The 20,067-nt window shown below is 73.7% G+C and carries 19 protein-coding genes and 2 tRNA genes; 10 read left to right on the top strand and 11 right to left on the bottom strand.

Annotation, left to right across the window (positions count from 1 at the left end; all coding sequences use genetic code 11):
* Positions 1-16 precede the first annotated feature (16 nt).
* Entirely contained in the window at positions 17-562 is a 546-nt protein-coding gene (locus DK419_RS14185) for a YqgE/AlgH family protein (protein WP_109962307.1), read from the bottom strand.
* 380 nt (positions 563-942) lie between these two features.
* Between DK419_RS14185 and DK419_RS14180 the strand changes: the two genes are divergently transcribed.
* From DK419_RS14180 to trpC, 4 genes are all read left to right on the top strand, one after another.
* Complete coding sequence (locus tag DK419_RS14180) at positions 943-1,425, top strand: peroxiredoxin (RefSeq protein WP_109959648.1); 483 nt, start codon at positions 943-945, stop codon at positions 1,423-1,425.
* A gap of 166 nt (positions 1,426-1,591) precedes the next feature.
* On the top strand, positions 1,592-2,227 hold the full coding sequence (locus DK419_RS14175; RefSeq protein ID WP_109959647.1) for an anthranilate synthase component II: 636 nt from the start codon (positions 1,592-1,594) through the stop codon (positions 2,225-2,227).
* Positions 2,228-2,272: 45 nt separating this feature from the next.
* Positions 2,273-3,286, top strand: a complete 1,014-nt coding sequence (gene trpD / locus DK419_RS14170) for an anthranilate phosphoribosyltransferase (RefSeq protein WP_109959646.1) — start codon at positions 2,273-2,275, stop codon at positions 3,284-3,286.
* Between the two features lie 59 nt (positions 3,287-3,345).
* Positions 3,346-4,194 carry an indole-3-glycerol phosphate synthase TrpC gene (gene trpC, locus DK419_RS14165; protein WP_109959645.1) on the top strand — a complete coding sequence of 283 codons (849 nt, stop codon included), beginning with the start codon at positions 3,346-3,348 and terminating at the stop codon, positions 4,192-4,194.
* A 4-nt stretch (positions 4,195-4,198) separates the two neighbouring features.
* Here the strand turns inward: trpC and DK419_RS14160 are convergent, their stop codons facing one another.
* Both DK419_RS14160 and DK419_RS14155 read right to left on the bottom strand, forming a co-directional pair.
* Complete coding sequence (locus tag DK419_RS14160; protein ID WP_109959644.1) at positions 4,199-5,092, bottom strand: alpha/beta fold hydrolase; 894 nt, start codon at positions 5,090-5,092, stop codon at positions 4,199-4,201.
* 626 nt (positions 5,093-5,718) lie between these two features.
* Positions 5,719-6,690, bottom strand: a complete 972-nt coding sequence (locus DK419_RS14155; protein ID WP_245442961.1) for a PfkB family carbohydrate kinase — start codon at positions 6,688-6,690, stop codon at positions 5,719-5,721.
* A gap of 65 nt (positions 6,691-6,755) precedes the next feature.
* On the opposite strand from DK419_RS14155, the gene DK419_RS14150 reads away from it, so the two are divergent.
* Positions 6,756-7,535 carry a GntR family transcriptional regulator gene (locus DK419_RS14150; protein WP_109959643.1) on the top strand — a complete coding sequence of 260 codons (780 nt, stop codon included), beginning with the start codon at positions 6,756-6,758 and terminating at the stop codon, positions 7,533-7,535.
* Here DK419_RS14150 and DK419_RS14145 read toward each other — a convergent pair.
* From DK419_RS14145 to DK419_RS14115, 7 genes are all read right to left on the bottom strand, one after another.
* Positions 7,511-8,167 (bottom strand): helix-turn-helix transcriptional regulator, encoded by a 657-nt coding sequence (locus DK419_RS14145; RefSeq protein ID WP_109959642.1) that lies wholly within the window; start codon positions 8,165-8,167, stop codon positions 7,511-7,513. The genes DK419_RS14150 and DK419_RS14145 overlap by 25 nt on opposite strands.
* Positions 8,168-8,736: 569 nt before the next feature.
* Positions 8,737-9,852: a hypothetical protein gene (locus DK419_RS14140; RefSeq protein WP_109959641.1), complete on the bottom strand. Its 1,116-nt coding sequence runs from the start codon at positions 9,850-9,852 to the stop codon at positions 8,737-8,739.
* Positions 9,853-9,855: 3 nt separating this feature from the next.
* A complete protein-coding gene (locus DK419_RS14135) occupies positions 9,856-11,511 on the bottom strand; it encodes an acetolactate synthase large subunit (protein ID WP_109959640.1) in 1,656 nt (551 codons plus the stop codon).
* Between the two features lie 179 nt (positions 11,512-11,690).
* A complete protein-coding gene (locus DK419_RS14130; protein WP_109959639.1) occupies positions 11,691-12,290 on the bottom strand; it encodes a hypothetical protein in 600 nt (199 codons plus the stop codon).
* Positions 12,280-13,224 carry a ParA family protein gene (locus tag DK419_RS14125; protein ID WP_109959638.1) on the bottom strand — a complete coding sequence of 315 codons (945 nt, stop codon included), beginning with the start codon at positions 13,222-13,224 and terminating at the stop codon, positions 12,280-12,282. Before DK419_RS14125 ends, DK419_RS14130 begins: the two co-directional genes overlap by 11 nt.
* Positions 13,225-13,384: 160 nt before the next feature.
* A complete protein-coding gene (locus DK419_RS14120; protein WP_109959637.1) occupies positions 13,385-14,197 on the bottom strand; it encodes a flagellar biosynthesis protein FlhF in 813 nt (270 codons plus the stop codon).
* A gap of 125 nt (positions 14,198-14,322) precedes the next feature.
* Positions 14,323-14,970 carry a 2OG-Fe(II) oxygenase gene (locus DK419_RS14115; protein ID WP_245442960.1) on the bottom strand — a complete coding sequence of 216 codons (648 nt, stop codon included), beginning with the start codon at positions 14,968-14,970 and terminating at the stop codon, positions 14,323-14,325.
* A gap of 389 nt (positions 14,971-15,359) precedes the next feature.
* Between DK419_RS14115 and DK419_RS14110 the strand changes: the two genes are divergently transcribed.
* The 3 genes from DK419_RS14110 (at position 15,360) to DK419_RS14100 (ending at position 17,527) form a co-directional block, all read left to right on the top strand.
* On the top strand, positions 15,360-17,150 hold the full coding sequence (locus DK419_RS14110; protein WP_109959636.1) for an ABC transporter ATP-binding protein/permease: 1,791 nt from the start codon (positions 15,360-15,362) through the stop codon (positions 17,148-17,150).
* Positions 17,151-17,248: 98 nt separating this feature from the next.
* Positions 17,249-17,323, top strand: a tRNA-Val gene (locus DK419_RS14105).
* A 129-nt stretch (positions 17,324-17,452) separates the two neighbouring features.
* Positions 17,453-17,527, top strand: a tRNA-Val gene (locus DK419_RS14100).
* Between the two features lie 185 nt (positions 17,528-17,712).
* On the opposite strand, the gene gph is transcribed toward DK419_RS14100, so the two are convergent.
* A complete protein-coding gene (gph, locus tag DK419_RS14095; protein ID WP_245442959.1) occupies positions 17,713-18,417 on the bottom strand; it encodes a phosphoglycolate phosphatase in 705 nt (234 codons plus the stop codon).
* A 214-nt stretch (positions 18,418-18,631) separates the two neighbouring features.
* On the opposite strand from gph, the gene DK419_RS14090 reads away from it, so the two are divergent.
* Together DK419_RS14090 and rpiA are read left to right on the top strand one after the other, a co-directional pair.
* Positions 18,632-19,039: a hypothetical protein gene (locus DK419_RS14090; protein WP_109959635.1), complete on the top strand. Its 408-nt coding sequence runs from the start codon at positions 18,632-18,634 to the stop codon at positions 19,037-19,039.
* Positions 19,040-19,297: 258 nt separating this feature from the next.
* On the top strand, positions 19,298-20,008 hold the full coding sequence (gene rpiA / locus DK419_RS14085; protein WP_109959634.1) for a ribose-5-phosphate isomerase RpiA: 711 nt from the start codon (positions 19,298-19,300) through the stop codon (positions 20,006-20,008).
* Positions 20,009-20,067: the final 59 nt, after the last annotated feature.

The raw sequence follows: 20,067 nt of genomic DNA, 5'->3' as shown, positions 1-20,067 counted from the left end.
GGTAAGTCGCGCCCCGTCAGGCGTGGCCGGCCGTGGCCGAGAGCATCGCGGGCTCGATGCCGATGCCGCGCAGGGCCCGGTCGTACTTGGTCTCGAGGGCGGTGTTGAAGATCAGGTCCGGGTCGGCCGGGCAGTGCAGCCAGCCGTTGGCCTGGATCTCGCTCTCGAGCTGGCCGGCCTGCCAGCCGGCATAGCCCAGCGCCAGCACCGCGCTCGCCGGTCCCTTGCCGACGGCGATCGCCCGCAGGATCTCGATCGTCGCGGTGAGGCAGATGCCGTCGTCGATCAGCAGGGTCGACTGGTCGATGTGGAAGTCGGGCGAGTGCAGCACGAAGCCCCGGCTCGCCTCGACCGGCCCGCCCATCAGCACCGGCATGTGGCCCACCCGGCCCGGCAGGCGGATCGCGTCGTCCTGGGCGATGATGTCGAGCTGGACCAGGAGGTCCGGCATGTTCAGGTCGGCGGCCGGCTTGTTGACGATGATCCCCATCGCCCCCTCGGCCGAGTGCGCGCAGAGGTAGATCACCGAGCGCGAGAAGCGCTCGTCGACCATGCCCGGCATCGCGACGAGGAGCTGCCCGTCGAGGTAGCTCGGCGCGCCGCGGCCCGGCGCCTCCCCGCTCTCGCCCCGCGCCCCGGCGCGCGGGTCCGGGCCCGCTCCGGCATCCTGGCCGGCGGCGTCCTGGGAGAGAAGGTCCTGAGGAAATCTGCTGCGCATGATGCCCATGCTACGCCCCGCCCCGGCGTTGTCCATAGCCCGCCTCGGGGGGTGAACGCGCGGAGGCGCCCGTGGCTCCGGCACCGCTTGCCGCGGGGGCCCGGGCCTCGAGCCTCGGGCTTCGGGGATGCCCGCCTCGACTCGCCCGGACCGCCGCGCTAGACCCCGCCCGGGCTCGAGGTCCCGGCGGGGCCGGCCCGGAACGTTTCCGCGAGGAGAGCACGATGACGATCCAGGTCGGCGATCACCTGCCCCAGGCGACCTTCCGGGTCATGGGCCCCGAGGGCCCGGCGGCGAAGACCACCGACGACGTGTTCAAGGGCCGCCGGGTGGTGCTGGTGGCGGTGCCGGGCGCCTTCACGCCGACCTGCCACCGCAACCACCTCCCCGGCTACGTCACCCGGCGCGACGACATCCTGGCCCGCGGCGTCGACGCGATCGCGGTGACCTCGGTCAACGACGTGTTCGTGCTGGAGGCCTGGTCGAAGGCCGCCGGCGCCGAGGGCATCGAGTTCCTGGCCGACGGCAACGGCGACTTCGCCAAGGCGCTCGGCCTCGACATGGACGGCACCGGCTTCGGCCTCGGCGTGCGCTCGAAGCGCTACGCCATGCTGGTCGAGGACGGCGTGGTGCGGGTGCTCAACGTCGAGGACGCGCCCTCGAAGGCGGACCTGTCCGGGGCCGAGACGCTGCTGAAGTCGCTCTGAGGCCGCACGCAACCTCCTCACGGGCTATCCGACGGTCCGGGCGTCGCCCGGCCCCGGCCCGGGACGGCGACCGATTCCGCGGTCGCCGTCGGGCGCCGCCGCCGGCGCCCCCTTGACCGCGCGCCACCCCCGGCCCCACACCGCGCCTTCCGAGGGCGCGCATCCCATGTCCGACATCCTGGTCATCGACAACTACGATTCCTTCACCTGGAACCTCGTCCACCTGATCGGGCCGCTCGCCGGCGCGGTCGAGGTGGTGCGCAACGACGCGATCACGGTCGAGGAGATCCGCCGCCGCGCGCCCGACGCCCTGGTGCTGTCGCCGGGGCCGTGCACGCCGAGCGAGGCGGGCGTGTGCCTCGACGTGGTGCGGGACCTGAGCGACGAGATCCCGATGCTCGGCGTCTGCCTCGGCCTGCAGGCGATCGGCCAGGCCTTCGGCGGCGAGGTGGTGCGGGCGCCGGCCCCGATGCACGGCAAGGTCTCGCAGGTGCAGCACCGGGCGACCGGGCTGTTTCGCGGCATCGACGGGCCGTTCGCGGCGACGCGCTACCACTCGCTGATCGTCGAGCGGGGGAGCTGCCCGCAGGATCTCGTCGTGACCGCGGAGGCCGACGGGCTGATCATGGCGCTGGAGCACGCCGACCGGCCGGTGCACGGGGTGCAGTTCCACCCCGAGAGCATCCTGTCGCAGCACGGCCGGACCATGGTGCGCAATTTCCTCGATCTCGCCGCGGCGTGGAACTCCAAAGCTCGGAATGCCGACGCCCGGGGTGACAAGCGCGGCCGAGATGTGCATTGACGGACCCGGCCCGACACCCGCGCTGAGATCAGGCTCGTACTCGTCATGGACTCGTTCAAGCCCTACCTGGCGAAGGTCGCCACGGGCGCCGCGCTGACGCGCGAGGAGGCGCGCCGCGCCTTCGACCATCTGCTCTCCGGCGAGGTCACGCACGCCCAGGCCGGCGCCTTCCTGATGGCGCTGCGGGTGCGCGGCGAGGCCGTGGACGAGATCGCCGGCGCCGCCGGCGCGCTGCGCGAGCGCATGACCCGCGTCGCGGCGCCGGAGGGTGCGATCGACATCGTCGGCACCGGCGGCGACCATTCGGGCAGCTACAACGTCTCGACGCTGGCGGCGATCGTGACCGCCGCCTGCGGCGTGCCGGTGGCCAAGCACGGCAACCGCGCCGCCTCGTCGCGCTCCGGCGCCGCCGACGTGCTCGCGGCGCTCGGCGTCGGCATCGGCCTCACCCCCGAGCACCTCGCCCGCTGCCTGTCCGAGGCGGGCCTGTGCTTCATGTTCGCCCAGTCGCACCACGCCTCGATGCGCCACGTCGCGCCGGTGCGGGTCGAGATCGGCACCCGGACCCTGTTCAACGTGCTGGGTCCGCTGTGCAACCCGGCCGGCGTCCCGGGCCAGCTCCTCGGCGTCTACGCCCCCTCGCTCGCCGAGCCGATGACCCGGGTGCTGTCCGAGCTCGGCAGCCGCCGGGTCTGGACCGTGCACGGCTCCGACGGCCTCGACGAGATCACCACCACCGGCCCGACCGCCGTGGTGGCGCTCGAGGACGGCGCGATCCGCCGCTTCACCATCGACCCGCGGGAGCTGGGCCTGCGCCTCAGCCAGCCTGAGGAATTGCGCGGCGGCGACCCGGAGCACAACGCGGCCGCGCTGCGCGAGGTGCTCGACGGCGCCCGCACGCCCTACCGCGACATCGGCGTCCTGAATGCCGCGGCGGCCCTGATGGTCGCCGGGCGCGTTGACAGCCTGCAGGACGGCGTCGCACGCGCCGCCCAGGCGATCGACACCGGCGCCGCCAGGGCGGTCCTGGAGCGCCTGGCGGTCGTCTCCAACGCGTGAATCGACGGCGTCCCGTCACCTCGTTATCCCCGACACGCTCCCGAGGGGAGGACACGGCCTTGTCCGACATCGATACGACCGCCCCGGAGGACGAGGCCCGGCCGCGCCCGGCCGACGTGCTCGCCCATATCGAGGCCTACAAGCGGCGCGAGATCGCGGCGGCGAAGCTGCGCGTGCCGCTGGCCGAGCTCGAGAAGCGCGCCGCCAAGGCCGATCCGCCGCGGGGCTTCGCCGACGCGATCGCGGCCCACGTCGCTCAAGGTCGCTTCGCGCTGATCGCCGAGATCAAGAAGGCCTCGCCGTCCCGCGGCCTGATCCGCGAGGATTTCGACCCGCCGGCGCTCGCCCGCGCCTACGAGGAGGGCGGCGCCACCTGCCTGTCGGTGCTGACCGACGAGCCCTCGTTCAAGGGCAAGCCCGAATACCTGATGGCGGCCCGGGCCGCCTGCGCCCTGCCGGTTCTGCGCAAGGACTTCCTGTTCGAGCCCTACCAGGTGGTGGAGGCCCGGGCCTGGGGCGCCGACTGCATCCTGGTCATCATGGCGAGCCTCGACGACGAGGAGGCGGCAGCCCTCGTCGAGACCGCCCACGACCTCGGCATGGACGTGCTGGTCGAGGTGCACGACGAGGCGGAGCTCGCCCGGGCGCTTCCCCTCGGCACCCGCCTCATCGGCGTCAACAACCGCGACCTGCGCACCTTCCAGGTCTCCCTCGACAACGCCGTGCGCCTGAGCCCGCTGGTGCCGCCGGACCGCATCCTGGTCGGCGAGAGCGGCATCGGCAGCCACGCCGACGCGCAGGTGCTGGGCAAGGCCGGCATCCGCACCCTCCTCGTCGGCGAGAGCCTGATGCGGCAGGACGACGTGGCGGCGGCGACGAAGCGGCTGCTGTTCGGCGAGCGGGCCTGAGCGGTCACGCCTGGTTCGTCGCGCCCCGGGTCTCGCCCGACGCGGTCAGGAACCCGATCAGGGCCGCGCTGACCGCGTCGGGCTCCTCGTGCTGGAGCCAGTGGGTGGCGGCGGGGAAGTACCGTACCGCCCCTTCCGCGCAGAGCTTCAGGCTCTCGGCGGCCAGCCCCCGCTCGAGGGCCGTGTCGCGCTCGCCCCACAGCACCAGGACCGGTGGCCGGATCGGGCCCGGCGCCGGGTCGCGGTGGAGGCGCAGGGCCCGGTACCAGTTCAGCATCGCGGTGATCGCGCCGGGGCGGCGCCAGGCGGCGGCGTAGAGGTCGAGGTCGTTCGCCGAGAAGGTGCCGGGCCGGCTCGACCCCGTCAGGGCCCGGCGCAGGGCGGCGCAGTCGCCGGCCCGCAGCAGCGCCTCGGGCAGGCCGGGGATCTGGAACAGCCCGACGTAGAAGCTCCGCAAGGCCTGGCTCGGGTGCCGGCGGGCATAGGCGCCGAAGACGTCCGGGTGCGGCGCGTTGAGGATCGCCAGCCGCTCCAGCCGGTCGGGGTGGCGGGCGGCCACCCACCAGGCGACGAGCCCGCCCCAATCGTGCCCGACGAGGCGGACGCGGTCGCGCCCGAGGGCGTCGGCGAGGCCGATCACGTCCCCGGCGAGGCGGTCGAGGTGGTAGGCGGCGATGCCCTCCGGCCGGCTCGACTGGCCGTAGCCGCGCTGGTCCGGCGCCACCACCCGCAAGCCCGCCTCCGCCAGCGGGCCGATCTGGTGCCGCCAGCTCCACCAGGTCTCGGGAAAGCCGTGCAGCAGCACGGTGAGCGGACCGTCCTCCGGGCCGGCTTCGGCGACGGTCAGGGTCAGGCCGTGGACGGGGACGCGCCGTGTGGCGGGTTCGGTCGGCGTCATCGCGGCGGCCTCCTGTCGGCTCTCGGCCGGCGAGAGCGGAACGCGTCAGGCCCCGAGCGGGGTCCCGAGACCCGTGGGAGTTGCATCGGCGCATCACCTGCGTCGCGAATGCCACGAAACGCGAGCGGGCCCTTGCCAGCACGGCCGGCAGGGCTTAGCTCTGGTCAGGCAACGCGGCGATGGCGTCGCGGCGTTGCTGCCCTCTTTGGGCGTTTCCTCCCTAGACTTGGGCCACACCTCGCGTGTGGCCTTTTTCTTAGGTGCGAGCGCATCTGTCAACGGCCAAGCCCATCTGGAGCGGTGGGAATCCCCTCCTCCCGGCCCTGCCCGAAGGCGATCGTCCTGCGCCGCCGCGGCGCCGGAGCAGGATCTTGTTTCCGCACCGCGGCGTCGCAACGATTCTCGCCGATCGACGCAATCATCGTGCAATCGTCCGATGGTCTTGATGCGCGGCGCTCCGGTGCGGAGGCGCACAGATCCGGTCCGGGCGTCACCGTAGACACCGGTCCACCACGCCGCGGGGGAGGGCCATGCTCAGACAACGTTTCGACGACATCCGGTTCATTCTCACCCTCGCGGCCGTCGCGGTGGCGGGCTCCCTGCTCACGACCCTGTTCGGGTGAGCCTCAAGCTCCGCCGAGCATCGCCGCCAGGGCGGCGCGATCCGGCAGGGCGTCGAACACGCCCTTGACCCTGACCACGCAGGCGCCGCAGGCCGCGGCCATCCGCAGGCTCTCGGGCAGCGGGCGCCCCTCGGCGAGGCCGACCGCGAGACCGGCCGCGAAGGCGTCGCCGGCCCCCAGCGTATCGACCGCCGCGACGCGGAAGGCCGGCCGCACCAGGGCCGCGCCGCCCGCCGGGACCGCGACCGCGCCGCGTCCCCCGAGGGTCACCACGACGAGGCCGGGCCCGCTCGCGTGGAGTGCCCGCGCCAGGCCCTCCCATTCCGCCGGCTGCGCCTCGCCGTCCGGGGCGGATGCGCCGAGGAGGCCCGCCAGGGCGGCGGCCTCGACCGCGTTGACGACGAGGATGTCGGTCCGCTCCAGGATCTCCCGCGCCGGCGCGCGGAACGGCGACGGGTTGAGCAGGGTACGCGCCCCGGCCGCCCGCGCGATCCGGAAAGCCTCCGCCACCGCGTCGTCGCCGACCTCGAACTGCGCCAGGACGAGGGCGGCGCCGGCGATCCGGTCCGCCGCCTCCCGCATCTCGGGGGCGCCGAGCCGGGCATTGGCGCCCGGATGCACCGCGAGGCAGTTCTCGCCCGCGGCGTCGGTGAAGCCGATGCCGGCCCCGGTCGGGCCGGGAAACCGGCGCAGCATCGCCGCCGGCAGGCCGGCCCGGGCCAGCGCCGGCGCGGCGAGGGCGGCCAGCGCGTCGTCCCCGATGGCGAAGAGCCCGTCCACGGTGGCGCCGAGGCGCCGCGCGCCGACCGCGAGATTGAGCCCCTTGCCGCCCGGTTCGACCAGGAAAGCCTGTGCCTGCAGGGATTCGCCGGCTCGCGGCAGGCGTGCAACCGTGGCAGAACAGGCGACCACGAAACTGCCGAGGACGAAGAGGCCCGGATTGGCCGCCATGCCAGTGTTCATGCCGATGTTCACGCCGCATCTCCGTCCCGTCGCCCGCGCCGCGTCGAGGCGCGGCCGCCGCACCGGCTGATCCGCCGATGCCCGAACGTCCGCCCGGGCCCGGCCCGGGCTCCCCTGCCCTCGTGAGCCTCGTGCGGCTGCGCCACGATACCGCGAAGCCGCTCTATCAGCAGCTGGAAGAGCAGCTGCGGGCGCTGATCGAGGACGGCACGGTGGCGGGCGGCACGACGCTGCCGGCCGAGCGGCCCTTCGCCGAGGCGCTCGGCGTCAGCCGCACCACGGTGCAGCGCTGCTACGATTCCCTGCGCCGGCAGCGCTACCTCACGGCGCATGGCCGGCACGGCTTCATCGTCGCGGCCGGGCGCACCCGGCTCAGCCCGGGCATGGACCGGCTCAAGGGCTTCACCGAGGAGATGCACGAGCTCGGCCGCGTGCCCTCGACGCGGGTCGTCGAGCGGCGGGTGGTCCAGGACCGCTCGATCGCCTCGCTGTTCGGCCTGCCCTCGACCGCGCCGTTCCTGAAGCTGGTCCGCATCCGCTGCGGCGACGGCATGCCGCTGTCGCGGGAGGTGGCATGGTACGACCTCACGGCGGTGCCGGCGCTGGCCGAGGGCGACCTCGGCGGCTCGGTCTACGCGTTCCTCGGCGCTCACGGCGCCGCCCTGGTGCGCTGCCGCCAGACCATCGAGGCGGCGACGCCGGACGAGGCCGAATGCGCGGTGTTCGGCTTCACCCAACCGCTGCCCTGCCTCCTGATCAAGCGGCACTCCTACGCCCGGGACGACCGGATGATCGAGTACGTCGAGGGCCTGTTTCGCGGCGACGCCTACGCCTACCGGCTCGACCTCAGGGCCTGAGCCGGGAGGGCGGCCGCCTCCGCGGCGTGGGCCACCGGCAGCTGCACCGCCGCCACCAGGGCGACGAGCTGGCTCTGCTGGCGGGTCCCGGTCTTCAGGAAGATCCGGGCGACGTGGGTGCGCGCCGTCGTGACGGTGATGCCGAGCTCGGCCGCGATCTCGGCGAGGCAGCCGCCGCGGGCGATCGCCGCCCCGACCTGCGCCTCGGCGCGGGTGAGGCCGAACAGGGTGCGCAGCTGCACCTCGATCCGTCCCTGCGCCCGCAGCAGGCGCGCCACCACCAGGGCCCTGCCGGGCACCCCGAGCCCGGCCTCGGCCTCGGCGAGGGGCGAGACGCAGACCGACGCCCCCGGCTCGTCCGCCCCGCCCTCGAGCTGGAGGAAGCCGCCGGCCTCGGGGCGGCCGTCGCAGGCGGCCTGGATCAGGGCGTGGAGCCGCGACCGGCCCTCGCCCGTCCGGGCGCCGAGGCAGCCGCCGATGGCGTGCTGTCCCGACAGGGCCCCGTCGGGCCGTTCGAGCAGCTCCGCCGCCTCGCGGTTGGCATGGAGGATGCGCGCGTGCCGGTCGACCACCAGCACCGCGAGGGCGAGCGCGTCGAGGGCGGCCGCCGCCGCCGGCTGCCAGGCGGTCACGGCGCGGCGGCTCCGTCCGGGCGGCCCTGCCCGGGCTCCGCCGATGCAGGAGTCCCCAGGGTGGGTCCGCCCCGGGCGAATCGGCCTCGAATGCATCCGTCCCACGCGCACGTGTGCATCGTCGCCCTCCGGGGCTCCTCAACGAGAGCAGGTCGCCATCCGCCGGGATCCATATAAGTACCAAAATCTCTGTCGCACAAGACTGTTTGTTGTCCCGATCCGGCGCGATTTAGATCAGCGAAGATTGTTTCCGACGCCGCCGGATGCTTGCCGGCAGTAGCGATCGGGGCGTCCGGTCGGGATTGGTCTCATCCTTTCGGAGGATGTCCGGGGTCCGGCGCAGGTCGATCCCCGGCTCGCGGCGAGGATCCGCTGCGAGGACCCCGTGACGGCGGCGGACGCGCGCGGCGCGAGCGGGACGATCGCCGGTCGTCCCGGCGCTACCCCGAGACGAGGCGCGCGGGTCCAGCAAGTCCATCGCCCGGAGACGCTGCGGCAGGCGGTCGGGTTCATCGTCGCGCCGGGCGGTCTCGCACGCGGTGCGTCGCTGCGCTGCAGCGAAACGACGATCAGGCGCGGCCGGCGCGACGGCGCCAGATCAGCCGGCCGAGGACGGTGCCGGCGCGGCGGCAGAAGAAGGCGGCGGCCAGGAACCACGCGAGGCCGAGCCAGAGCCCCTGGAGGATCGCGACGAGCCCGGAGCCCAGCACCAGGGCGCCGCGGCCGAGGAGCGCCAGGACCGCGCGGGTGCGCCCGCCCATGCCCTCGGACAGGCGCGCGACCCGGCGCAGGTCGTCGGCATTCTCCGCCACCGACAGGGCCTGCAGGGTGCCGCGGGCACCGAGCCGGGCCTGGATCCGGGCCGATTGCTCGCCGACGCTGCGGATCTCCCGGAAGGCCCCCGGCCGCAGCACCCCCTTCGCCCCCTGGCGCAGGGCCGCGAGGTCGAGCCGGCCGGCCGCCGCCGTGACGAGGGCCAGCGCCTCGCGGTCGAACGCCGCCCCGGCGCTGCGGGTCAGCCGCGCCGCGAGCGGGCGCGACAGCTTGCCGGTGCGGGCGGCGAGCTTGAGGGTCGTCGTGCCGGCATGGACCGGCACGCTCGTGCCGAGGGACACGATGGTGGCGCCGGTGAGCGCCAGCCCGGCGGCCGCGAGCCCGAGGAGGAGCGGGTCGTAGGTCTCGCCGCGCGACAGCCGCCCGCCCTCGCGCCAGAGGTCGCGCAGGTCGCCGTAGCCGACGAGGTCGCCCGCCACCGCCCCGGCGAGCCCGGCCATGCCGGCCCCCTCTCCGCTCACGAAGCCGGTGGCGGCCTCCCCGAGCACCCGGCGCGGCGCGCTCGCCGCCAGCGCCTCCACCCGCGCCCGGCGCTCGGGCGAGACCGGCACGCCCTGCGCCGCCGCGAGGTCGAGGTAGCTCCGCGCGAGGTCGTCGTCGCCGGCCTCGATCGCGGCGTCGAGCCCGGCGCCGATCCGCCCGGCATCGGCGACGGCCGGCAGGCGCAGGGACGCGAGGGCGGCCGGGTCGTCGGCGGCCTCGCGCAGGTGGAAGGCCCGTCCCGCCGCCGGCAGCAGGACGGGCGCCGTCCCGGCGATCCCGGCGGCGCCGACGAGCAGCAGGGCGGCCGCCGCGCGCCGGCGCCTGCCGGCGTTCCGGGTCCGATCGGGGTCCGGCGCGGCGGCGTCCACGGCCTAGCCCGGCTCGACCTGTGGGACGTGGCCGCCGAGTTCCTCGACCAGCACCCGGGTGTTCTCGGAATAGTCGACCGGCACCGCGACGAGGTGCACGCCGCCCGCCGCGAAGGCGGCCTCCAGGGTCGGCGCGAGCGCGTCGGCGGACGTCACCCGGTGGCCCTTGGCGCCGTAGGATTCGGCGTACGCCACGAAATCCGGATTGCCGAAGGTCATGCCGTAATCGGGGAAGCGGTCGACCGCCTGCTTCCAGCGGATCATGCCGTAGGCCCGGTCGTCGAGGACCAGCACCACGAGGTCGAGGTTCAGGCGCACCGCCGTCTCGAGCTCCTGGTTGTTCATCATGAAGCCGCCGTCGCCGCAGACCGCCAGGACCCGGCGCTCGGGATGCACGAGCTTGGCCATCATCGCCGAGGGCAGGCCCGCGCCCATCGTGGCGAGCGCGTTGTCGAGGAGCAGCGTGTTGGCGACGTGGGTGCGGTAGTTGCGGGCGAACCAGATCTTGTACATGCCGTTGTCGAGGCACGCGATCCCGTCCTCCGGCATCACCGCCCGCACGTCGTGGACGAGGCGCTGCGGCGTCACCGGGAAGCGGTCCTCCTCGGCCCGGTCGTTGATGCGCGCGAGGATGTGCTGGCGCATGTCGAGCAGGGCGGAGTCGGGGTCGAGCCGGCCGCCCAGCCGGTCGGCCAGCGCCGTGACGGTGGTGCCGATATCGCCCACCACCTCGGCATCCGGGTGGAAGACCTGCTCGACGCTGGCCGAGACGTAGCCGACATGGATCACCCGCGGCCCGCCCGCGACCCGGCCCATCAGGAAGGGCGGCTTCTCGACCGTGTCGTGGCCGATCGAGACGATCAGGTCGGCGCTGTCGATCGCCTCGTGGACGTAGTCGCGCTCGGAGAGCGCCGCGGTGCCGATATAGAGGTTCGAGCCGCCGGTGACCGCGCCCTTGCCCATCTGGGTGTTGAAGAACGGGATCCGGGTGCGGCGCACGAAGTCGGAGAGCGGCTCGACCAAGCGCGGCCGGTTGCCCGCCGCCCCGATCATGATCAGCGGGCGCTTCGCCTTGAGGATCATCGCGGCGGCGCGCTCGATGGCGGCGGGGTTCGCCACCGGCCGGTCGATCGGGTGCGACGGCACCAGGGCGACGTCGGCCTCCTCGGCGGCGATGTCCTCGGGCAGTTCGAGGTGGACCGGGCCCGGCCGCTCCTCGGTGGCGACCCGGAAGGCGTCGCGCACGATGGTCGGGATCGAGGCGGCCGACACGATCTGGCGCGTCATCTTGGTGAGCGGGCGCATCGCCGCGATCACGTCGACGATCTGGAACCGGGCCTGGCGGGCGCTCATGATCGGCTTCTGGCCCGTGATCATCAGCATCGGCATCGCGCCGAGATGGGCGTAGGCCGCGCCCGTCGTGAAGTTGAGGGCGCCGGGCCCGAGCGTCGAGATGCACACGCCCGGCCGTCCGGTCAGCCGGCCGTGCGTCGCCGCCATGAAGGCCGCCGCCTGCTCGTGGCGGGTCAGCACCAGCTCGATCGTCGACTGGCGCAGGGACTCGACGACGTCGAGGTTCTCCTCGCCCGGAATGCCGAAGATCCGGTCCACGCCCTCGTTCTCGAGGGCGGCCACCAGCAGGTCTGATCCTTTGGCCATCGGGCGCTCCTCCGGAGGTTTCTGATCGTCGATCGCACCATAGAGCAAACGGGGTCGCGGGGCAGGCGGTAAGCCCTCCGCGTCATTCCAGGCTCCGCTGCGCGGCATCGGAACGACGCGAAGGGCGTCGGTTCCGTCGATGGGCCTGATCGGGGCGGCCGCACGGGTCGGCCCGCCGCTCACTCCTGCTGGCGCGGGCGCCGGGGCGGGCGCGCCGCCATCGCGGCGGAGGCGAGCGCGTCCGCGGGCGCCGCCTTGCCGGCGGCCGGCGGCCGGGCCTTCGCGGAAGCGGTGCGCGCGGGCGGGACCGGCTCCGGCGCGGCCGTGACGGGCGCCGCCTCGGGAGCAGGCGTGGGGGCGGATTTGGCGGCGGGCTTCGCCTTTGCCGATGCCTTTGCCGAAGACGTGGCCGGCGCCTTGGCCGCCTTCGGCTTCGCCGCCGGGGGCCCGACCGCATCGAGGTCGGCGGCGAGCGCCATCAGGTGGCGGCGATGGATGACCGCAGGGCCGTCCTTCAGGTCCGGGTGGTGCTTGTCGAGGCGGGTGACCAGGGCCTTCACCTCGGCGTCCTTGAGCCCGTCGACGATCAGCGCCAGGGGCTGGGGCCCGAGCGCTTCGCGCACCGCCCGCAGGCCGGCGAGGTCGAGGGTCTTGGCCTTCAGCTGCTTCGTCACCAGGGCGTGGGCGGCCTTGGTGACGTCGCTGCGGATCGCCGGGAAGGCCTCCGGCGCCTCCGCGATCGCGCACAGGACCGCGAGGCCATCGATCTCAAGCGCCATCCAGGGCCTCCTTCAGCTCGGCCACCACCGGCGTGATCACCTCGCCGATCAGGTCGCGGCTGGCGTCACGATACTTGTTGGCGAAGGTTTGATACTCGAGGGTCAGCGCGTTCGCCAGGGCCGCCGATTGCGGCACCCGGGTCTTGAACAGTCGAAAGCGCGCGCCTTCCGCAGCGGCGCTCCCCTGCAGCGTCGCGTAGGTGGTCGCCTGCTGCTTGGTGTTCTGCCAGCGGGTGATCAGCACGTGCGGGGGCCGCTGGGGCGCCAGCATGCTCTCGGAGGCGCTGCCGACGCCCCAGATCGTCTCGTAGAACGCCTTGAGGCCGTAGGTGGACAGGAAGTCCGAGATGCAGGCGACGACCACGAGGTCGCTCGCGCGGATCGCCACCTCGGTCATCGGCGAGATGCCGGGGGCGCAGTCGAACAGCACGTAGTCGTACCGCTCGCGCAAGGGCGCGAAGTCCTCCTGGAACAGCTTCCACAGGTGGCCCTCGATCGCGTGCATCGAGTACTGGCGCTTGGTGAGCGCGTAGATGATCTCGCGCTCGACGATGCGCAGCGACGGGCCGGAGGCGAGGAGCGAGATCGGCAGCGGCTCGCCCAGATGCGTGGTGCTGCTGACGTCGTCGCGGATGAAGTCCGGCAGGGCGGCCTTGTCGCGGTCGACGATGCGCAGGCCGAGATAGTAATCGAGGGTGCGGCCCCCGGTGATCATCTCGGCCAGGACGGCGTCGCCGGCGAAGCACACCGAGGCGCTGGCCTGGGGATCGAGGTCGATCACCAGCACCGAGGCGCCGCCGGCGGCGAGCGCGTCGGCCAGCATGACCACGCTGGTGGTCTTGCCGACGCCGCCCTTCATGTTGGCGACCGCCACGAGCTTGCCGGAGGTGGGCTTGCCGGAGACGAGCTTGCCGGAGGTGGGCCTGCCGGTCATGCGCGCGGCCGCGGGGCGGGAGCGCGGGTCCGCAGCAGCGGCGCGGCGGGCGGGCGGAACGGGGCCATCGGGGCACTCTTCACGGCGGGCTCCCTTTCCACCACCGGTGTTTGCGGCAAGTCAAGACCGGTTGCAGGACCGCGCCCCGGCGCCCGGTGTCTCAGCCGCCCGAGCAGCGGGTGTAGGTGGCGGAACCGCGCTCGCTCGCCCAGGTGAGCCGGCTCCCCGCCACCGTCAGGCGCACCCGCGAGGTCCAGCGCCGCCCGGCGGAGTGGCAGGAGGCGGTCATCGCCCAGCTTCGGCCCTCGCGTCGCACGTCCCGGAACTGGCACAGGGTCTTGCCGGCCCGGGCGCTGCCCGGCCGGATCACCGCCGGCAGGAAGCCGCGGCGGGCGGAGCGGCGGCTGGAGCAGGCCGCCGTGCTCGGACCCCACACGCCCGCATAGGCCGGCGCGGTCTCCGCCTCGTCGGCCTCGGCCTCGCGGGCCGCGCGCTCGGTCTCCCGCGGGGTCGGTTCGCGCTCGGCCCGGGTCTCCGGCTTCGGCGGCGGGACCGCGCGGCCGGGCCGGGCCGGGGCCGCCGGCCGCTCGTCCGGCTCCTCCTCGGGGGCGAGGTCGTGGGGGGCGAGGTCGCGGGCGGGAGCGGCCTTCACCGGGCCGAAGCCGGATTCCTGCGGCGCGTCCCGCGAGGCGGCTGGGGCGTCCGGGGCCGCGGCGTCGCGGGCGCCGATCCGGCCCGGGGGCTCGCGCCAGGAGCTCGTCGGCTGGCCGGCCTCCGGCGGCACGGCGTCCGGCGGCGGACGGCGGCGGAAGATCGGGACCGTGGAGCGATAGGGCTTCGACAGCACCGGCGGGTCGGCGGGCATCTCGAGATCCGACTGCGCGACCGCGCGGCCGGGCCCGATCATGCAGGCCGCACCGGCCAGCACGACGAGGCCGGCCACGCACAGGCCCGCGCGGTGAAACGCCTTCATGATGCCCCCAGCGTCCCCCGGCCGATGCCGGTGGTCAAGTCTTAGAGCGCGCCCCGCCCGTTGTGGACATGGGTTCTTGTCCCGGGAGCGCGTCGCCGCGTCGGTGTCACCCTGCGGGCACTGTCCTAGCGGCCGAAGATGCCCTTCAGGAATTGCGCCGTGCGGTTGCGCTCGCGCTTGCGCGCGAGCGCGGCGGCATCCTTGACCCAGGCGACCTGCACCACCCGGCGCTCGCTCTCGAACGGACGGTGGCCGTGCCAGGAATTGTCGGCGCGCAGGACGGCGAACATCGTCCCCATGGTCGGCGGCACCTCGACCGCGTAGGGCTCGAACCGCTCGCCGTCGTAGAGCACCCGCAGGCGCCCGGCCTCGGGCGTGTCCCACGCGTCGTTCATGGAGACGAGGAGCGTCATCACCTTCGAGGGACCGTCGGTGTGGATCGCGCCGTATTTCGGCTGCGAGCGGCGCATGATCGTGGTCAGCCGCGGGCAGGAGACGAGGTCGGTCCCGAACTTCTCGGAGAGGACCCGCGAGAATTCGTCGCTCTCGAGCTCGTCGATCAGGTCCCTGAAGCGGCCGGCGAGCCGGATCTCGTCCACCGTGAGGCAGCCGGGCTTGGCGATGGCCGGGAAGTCGCGCTTCAGCTCGGGGACCGCCTCGGGCCGGAGCATCTGGCGGCAGAGGACGTCGTGGTATGGGTCGTGCGCGACGGGGGCGGCGCGCACCGCGCCGACGTCGAGGATCGAGAGGGACGTCATCGCGAGGGACGTCATGGGCTGATCGCACTCGTCAGGTCTTGCAGGTCCCGCGGCCGTCATCCGGACCGCGAGACCCGCCGAGCATCGGCACGGATTGCGGCGCCGGCGGGGCTGCGCGGTCACGCCTGGGCGAGGGCGCAGCTCCTCCAGGGGGCCCTTGAGCCGGTGCGCGCCGGATGTCGGGCCCGGGCGCGATGGCGTAAAGGTGACCGCGGTTTAACTTGCAACGGCAACGGCGCCATGGTCCTGCCAAGGGATTGTCCCATGGGGGAGCGTCCCATGACGGGGCCGACCCCGGGGCGAGACGGTCCGCGGTCCGCGCCCGTCGCGCCCAACCCATCATCGGCCCGCCACGCCCGGCGGGCCCGCTTGAGGCCGGCCCGCCGGGCGGCCCGGAGACCGCGATGCACGGCTTGAAGCAGGCCCTCCTGCAGATCTGGCGCCTGGCCTACCCCTACTACACCACCCGCGAGGTCACGACGGTGCGGCTGTGGCCGCTGCCGGCGGTCCAGATGCAGGAGCGCTGGGTCGCGCTCACCATGGCGGCCCTGGTGATCGGCATCGAGTTCGCCCAGGTGGCGATCAACGTGCGTCTGTCGTACTTCAACCGCGACTGGTTCAACGCCATCCAGGGCAAGGACGCGACGGCGTTCTGGTCTCTGCTGTTCTCGGTGTTCTGCCTCTGGGCCGCGGTCTACGTGGCGAGCGCGATCATCCAGTACGTGATCCAGTCGTTCCTGCGGATCCGCTGGCGGGCCTGGATGACCCGGCACTACGTCGACCGCTGGCTCGGCAACGATACCCATTACCGCATGGGCTTCTCGGGCGCCCAGGCCGACAACCCCGACCAGCGCATCGCCGACGACATCGACCAGTTCACCCAGACCACCCAGTCGCTGACCATCAGCTTCCTGTCGGCGGTCTCGAACCTGGTCTCGTTCTCGGTCATCCTGTGGAACATCTCGTCGGCCTTCACGGTGCCGGGGACCGACTGGCACGTGCCGGGCTTCCTGGTCTGGGGCGCGCTGATCTACTCGGCGCTCGTCACCTGGATCACCCACCGCATCGGCCGGGCGCTGGTCGGGCTCAATTTCGAGCAGCAGCGCCGCGAGGCGGATTTCCGCTTCTCGCTCGCGCGCCTGCGCGAGTACGGCGAGCAGGTGGCGCTCCTCGGCGGCGCCCGGGCCGAGCGGGCCTCGCTGCGCGAGCGCTTCGGCGCGCTGATCCAGAACTTCTACGCCATCGTCGATCGCCGCAAGAAGCTCGCCGCCTTCACGGTCAGCTACCAGCAGGTCAACGTGGTGATCCCCTACATCCTGGTCGCGCCCTACTACTTCGCCGGCCAGATCCCGCTCGGGGTGATGACGCAGACCGCGGGCGCGTTCTCGCGGGTCGAGAGCACGATGTCGTTCTTCATCACGTTCTACGTGACGCTGGCCGACTACAAGGCGCAGGTCGACCGGCTCACCACCTTCGACGCCGCCATGGGCCGGGCCGACGCGATGGCGGCGGCAAGCCCGCTCTCGGTGCGGCCGGAAAGCGGCACCTCCCTGCACCTCAAGGGCCTCGCCCTCGACCTGCCGGACGGCCGCCGCATCGCCGAGGCCCCCGCCCTCTCCTTCCGTCCCGGCGAGACGACGCTGCTCACCGGTCCCTCGGGCTCGGGCAAGTCGACGCTGTTTCGCGCCATCGCGGGCATCTGGCCGTTCGGCGAGGGCGCCGTTTCGACGCCGGAGGGCGCCCGCCTGCTGCTGTTGCCGCAGCGGCCCTACCTGCCGATGGGCTCCCTTCGCGCCGCCGTCACCTACCCGGAGCCGGCGGGCCACTACGACGACGCGGCGATCCGCACGGCGCTCGAGGCGGCGCGCCTGCCGCATCTGGCGGATCGCCTCGACGAGGAGGCGCCCTGGGCCCAGGCCCTGTCGCTCGGCGAGCAGCAGCGCCTCGCCGTCGCCCGGGCGCTGCTGGCGCGTCCCGACTGGCTGTTCCTCGACGAGGCCACCGCCGCCCTCGACGAGCCGACCGAGGCCGCGCTCTACCGCATGCTGAGGCAGGAGCTGCCCGACACCACGATCGTCTCGATCGGCCACCGCTCGACGCTCACCGCCTTCCACGACCGGCGGATCGACATGACCCGCCGCGAGGACGGCCGCTTCGTGCCGACCGAGCTGGCGGCGGCGGTGCCGGCCCAGTAGCCGGTGCATCTCGCGGGCGCGAAGCGCCCTCGGGAGCCCTCGCGGGGCGACGAAGCGCCTTGACGCGCCGCGTCGCCCCGCCTAGAAGCCGGCTCACAGGGCGCGTAGCTCAGCGGGAGAGCATTCGCTTCACACGCGAAGGGTCACAGGTTCAATCCCTGTCGCGCCCACCACCCTTACCATCGATCGGCTGCTCGAGCGCCCGGCGTCCCGTCGCCGCGCGATCTCAGCCGTCACAACGGTTCGGCCCGCGATGCGGCGGCTCTCGTGCCCCGCATCAACCCCGCACGGGGCCGATCGTCGGGCGCGTAGCTCAGCGGGAGAGCATTCGCTTCACACGCGAAGGGTCACAGGTTCAATCCCTGTCGCGCCCACCACTCCTTCCCATCGTGAAATCGGTCCACCGACCCGTCTGGTCCCCTCGGCGCGCGGCAAGCCCGAACGGGCACCGGCGCTGATGCGCCGGACGCGGTGCCATCGACGCGTCGATGGCACCGCGCGCTGATATGAGATGCTCCAGGTCGTCCCGGGGGCTGCTCGCCCCGGGACGACCTGGAGAATATCAGGCCGCCCCGCGATCGAGCCGCCGCACCGCGTCGTACAGCCCGTCGAAGTGCGGGATCACCACGTCCGGCTCCAGCTCCTCCACCGGCACGTCGGTGTAGCCGAACGGCACCGCCACCACCGGGATGCCGGCGGCCTTGGCGGTGGCGACGTCGGTGCGCGAATCGCCGATCATCACGGCCCGGCCCGGGTCGCCGCCAGCGCGCGCGATGGTCTCGGTGAGGTGGCGTGGGTCGGGCTTGAAGTACGGGAAGGTGTCGCGGCCGCAGATCGCCGCGAAGCGGTCCTTGACCCCGAGCAGCTCCAGCAGACGGACCGAATGGTCCTCCGGCTTGTTGGTGCAGACCGCGAGCCGGTAGCCCGCCGCCTCCAGCCGGTCGAGGGACTCCACGACGCCGGGGAAGAGGTGCGAGACGTCGCAGAGGTGCTGTCCGTAATGGGCCAGGAACACCAGGAAGAGTTCGTCGAGCCGGCCCGGCGTCAGCTCGCGCCCGCCGGCCGCGAAGCCGCGCTGGATCAGCGCCCGGGCGCCGGCCCCGATCAGCTCCCGCGCCTGCGACAGCGCCACCGGCGGCAGGCCTTCCCGCTCCAGGATGACGTTGAGGGTGCCGATGAGGTCGCCCGCGGTCTCCGCCAGGGTCCCGTCGAGGTCGAACACGACGATCGGCGGCAGGGTGTCCGAGGCGGGCATGGGGGTCGGCATGGACGTCGGCATGGGCTTTCGCTGCTGGCGGGGAGACGGGACCGGCCTCCCATACAGGCGGGCGGCGCGGTGGGCCAAGCCTCGCGCCGGGCCTCGCGCCAAGCCCGGGGCAAGCCGGGGTGAGCTATAACGCGCTGATGCGGACGATTCGGCCGCCGCGCCCCGCGAGCGCGGCCGGCCCGTCGCCGCGGTTCGTGTCGAGGAGCGGCGCGCCATGCGCGGGATGACGGGTTATCGGGTCAGGGCCGCCGGGCTGGCGGCCGGGCTCCTGGTCGCGGGCGCGGCGCAAGGCGCGTCCTACGAGTTCGTGCCGGCGCCCCAGGCCGACCTCAACCGGGTCTACCGGGTCGACAAGGCGACGGGCGAGGTCATCTCCTGCCAGTACGGCCTGCAGGAGAACACCATCGGCACGACCCTGTGCTTCGGCCCCGGCGAGGGCGCCGGGCCGCAGGCCCCCTCCGAGTACAGCCTGGTGGCCTCGCGCCACCTGCGCGAGGCCGGGGTGTTCCGGGTCAACCAGCGCACCGGCGCGATGAGCATCTGCTACGTGCTCGACGATGCCGTGGTCTGCACGCCCCAGGGCAATGCCGGCAGCGCGGCGCCGGGGGCGGCCAAGCCCTGAGGCGGGACGGCGCTCGTCCGCCGCCGGGCTGACGGCGACGTGACGCGGCGCTGCTTCGGACGAGGCCGGATGGCCGCTTCCGCCGCCCCCGTCTCGCGTGCTAGGGGCCTCTCGATCAGCGGGGCCCGCCGTCAGGACGCCCCGCCTGTCCGGAGTCCTGCCAACGGATCGGCACGACCTCGGGGCAGTCGAGAGCCACGAACCGCGCCGGGACGCCATGCCGATTTCCCTCATCCTTTCCTGCCGCGGAGACCGGCGTTGAGCCCCGCCGCGCTGAAGCGCGCCGCCGCCGCCCGGGCGGTCGGGCTGGTCGAGGACGGGATGCGCCTCGGCCTCGGCACCGGCTCGACCGCGACCCTGTTCGTCGAGCTCCTCGGCGAGCGGGTGCGGGCCGGGCTCTCCGTCGTCGGCGTGCCGACCTCCGAGGCGACCCGCCGGGCCGCCGAGGCCGCGGGCATCCCGCTCACTACCCTCGACGACACGCCCGACCTCGACCTCACGATCGACGGCGCCGACGAGATCGACCCGCAGCTCCGCCTGATCAAGGGCGGCGGCGGCGCGCTCCTGCGCGAGAAGATCGTGGCGGCGGCCAGCCGCCGCATGGTGGTGATCGTCGACGCCGCCAAGCGCGTCGAGACCCTGGGGCGCTTCCCCCTGCCGATCGAGGTGGTGCCCTTCGGCCTCGTCGCCACCACCCTGGCGGTCGCGGCGGCGATCCGCTCCGCCGGCTGCGCCGGGCCGCTCGCCGTCCGCAAGGGCGCCGACGGGACGCCCTTCCTGACCGATGGCGGCCACCTGATCCTGGACGCCGGCCTCTCCCGCATCCCCGATCCGGAGGCGCTGGGCCGCGCCCTCGTGGCGGTGCCGGGCGTGGTCGAGCACGGCCTGTTCCTCGGGCTCGCCACCGGCGCGATCGTCGCGGAGGCCGCCGACGGCCAGCCCCGCATCGTCACCCTCGGGGCGGCCTGACCCTCCCGTCTTCCTCGTCACGGCAAGTCTTAATCATCACGGCAAGTCTTCCTCATCAC

The organism is Methylobacterium terrae, from assembly GCF_003173755.1.
In the GTDB taxonomy this organism is placed as follows: Bacteria; Pseudomonadota; Alphaproteobacteria; order Rhizobiales; family Beijerinckiaceae; genus Methylobacterium; species Methylobacterium terrae.
Note: the sequence above shows the minus strand (reverse complement) of the source record. Positions and strands in the feature narration are given on the sequence as shown.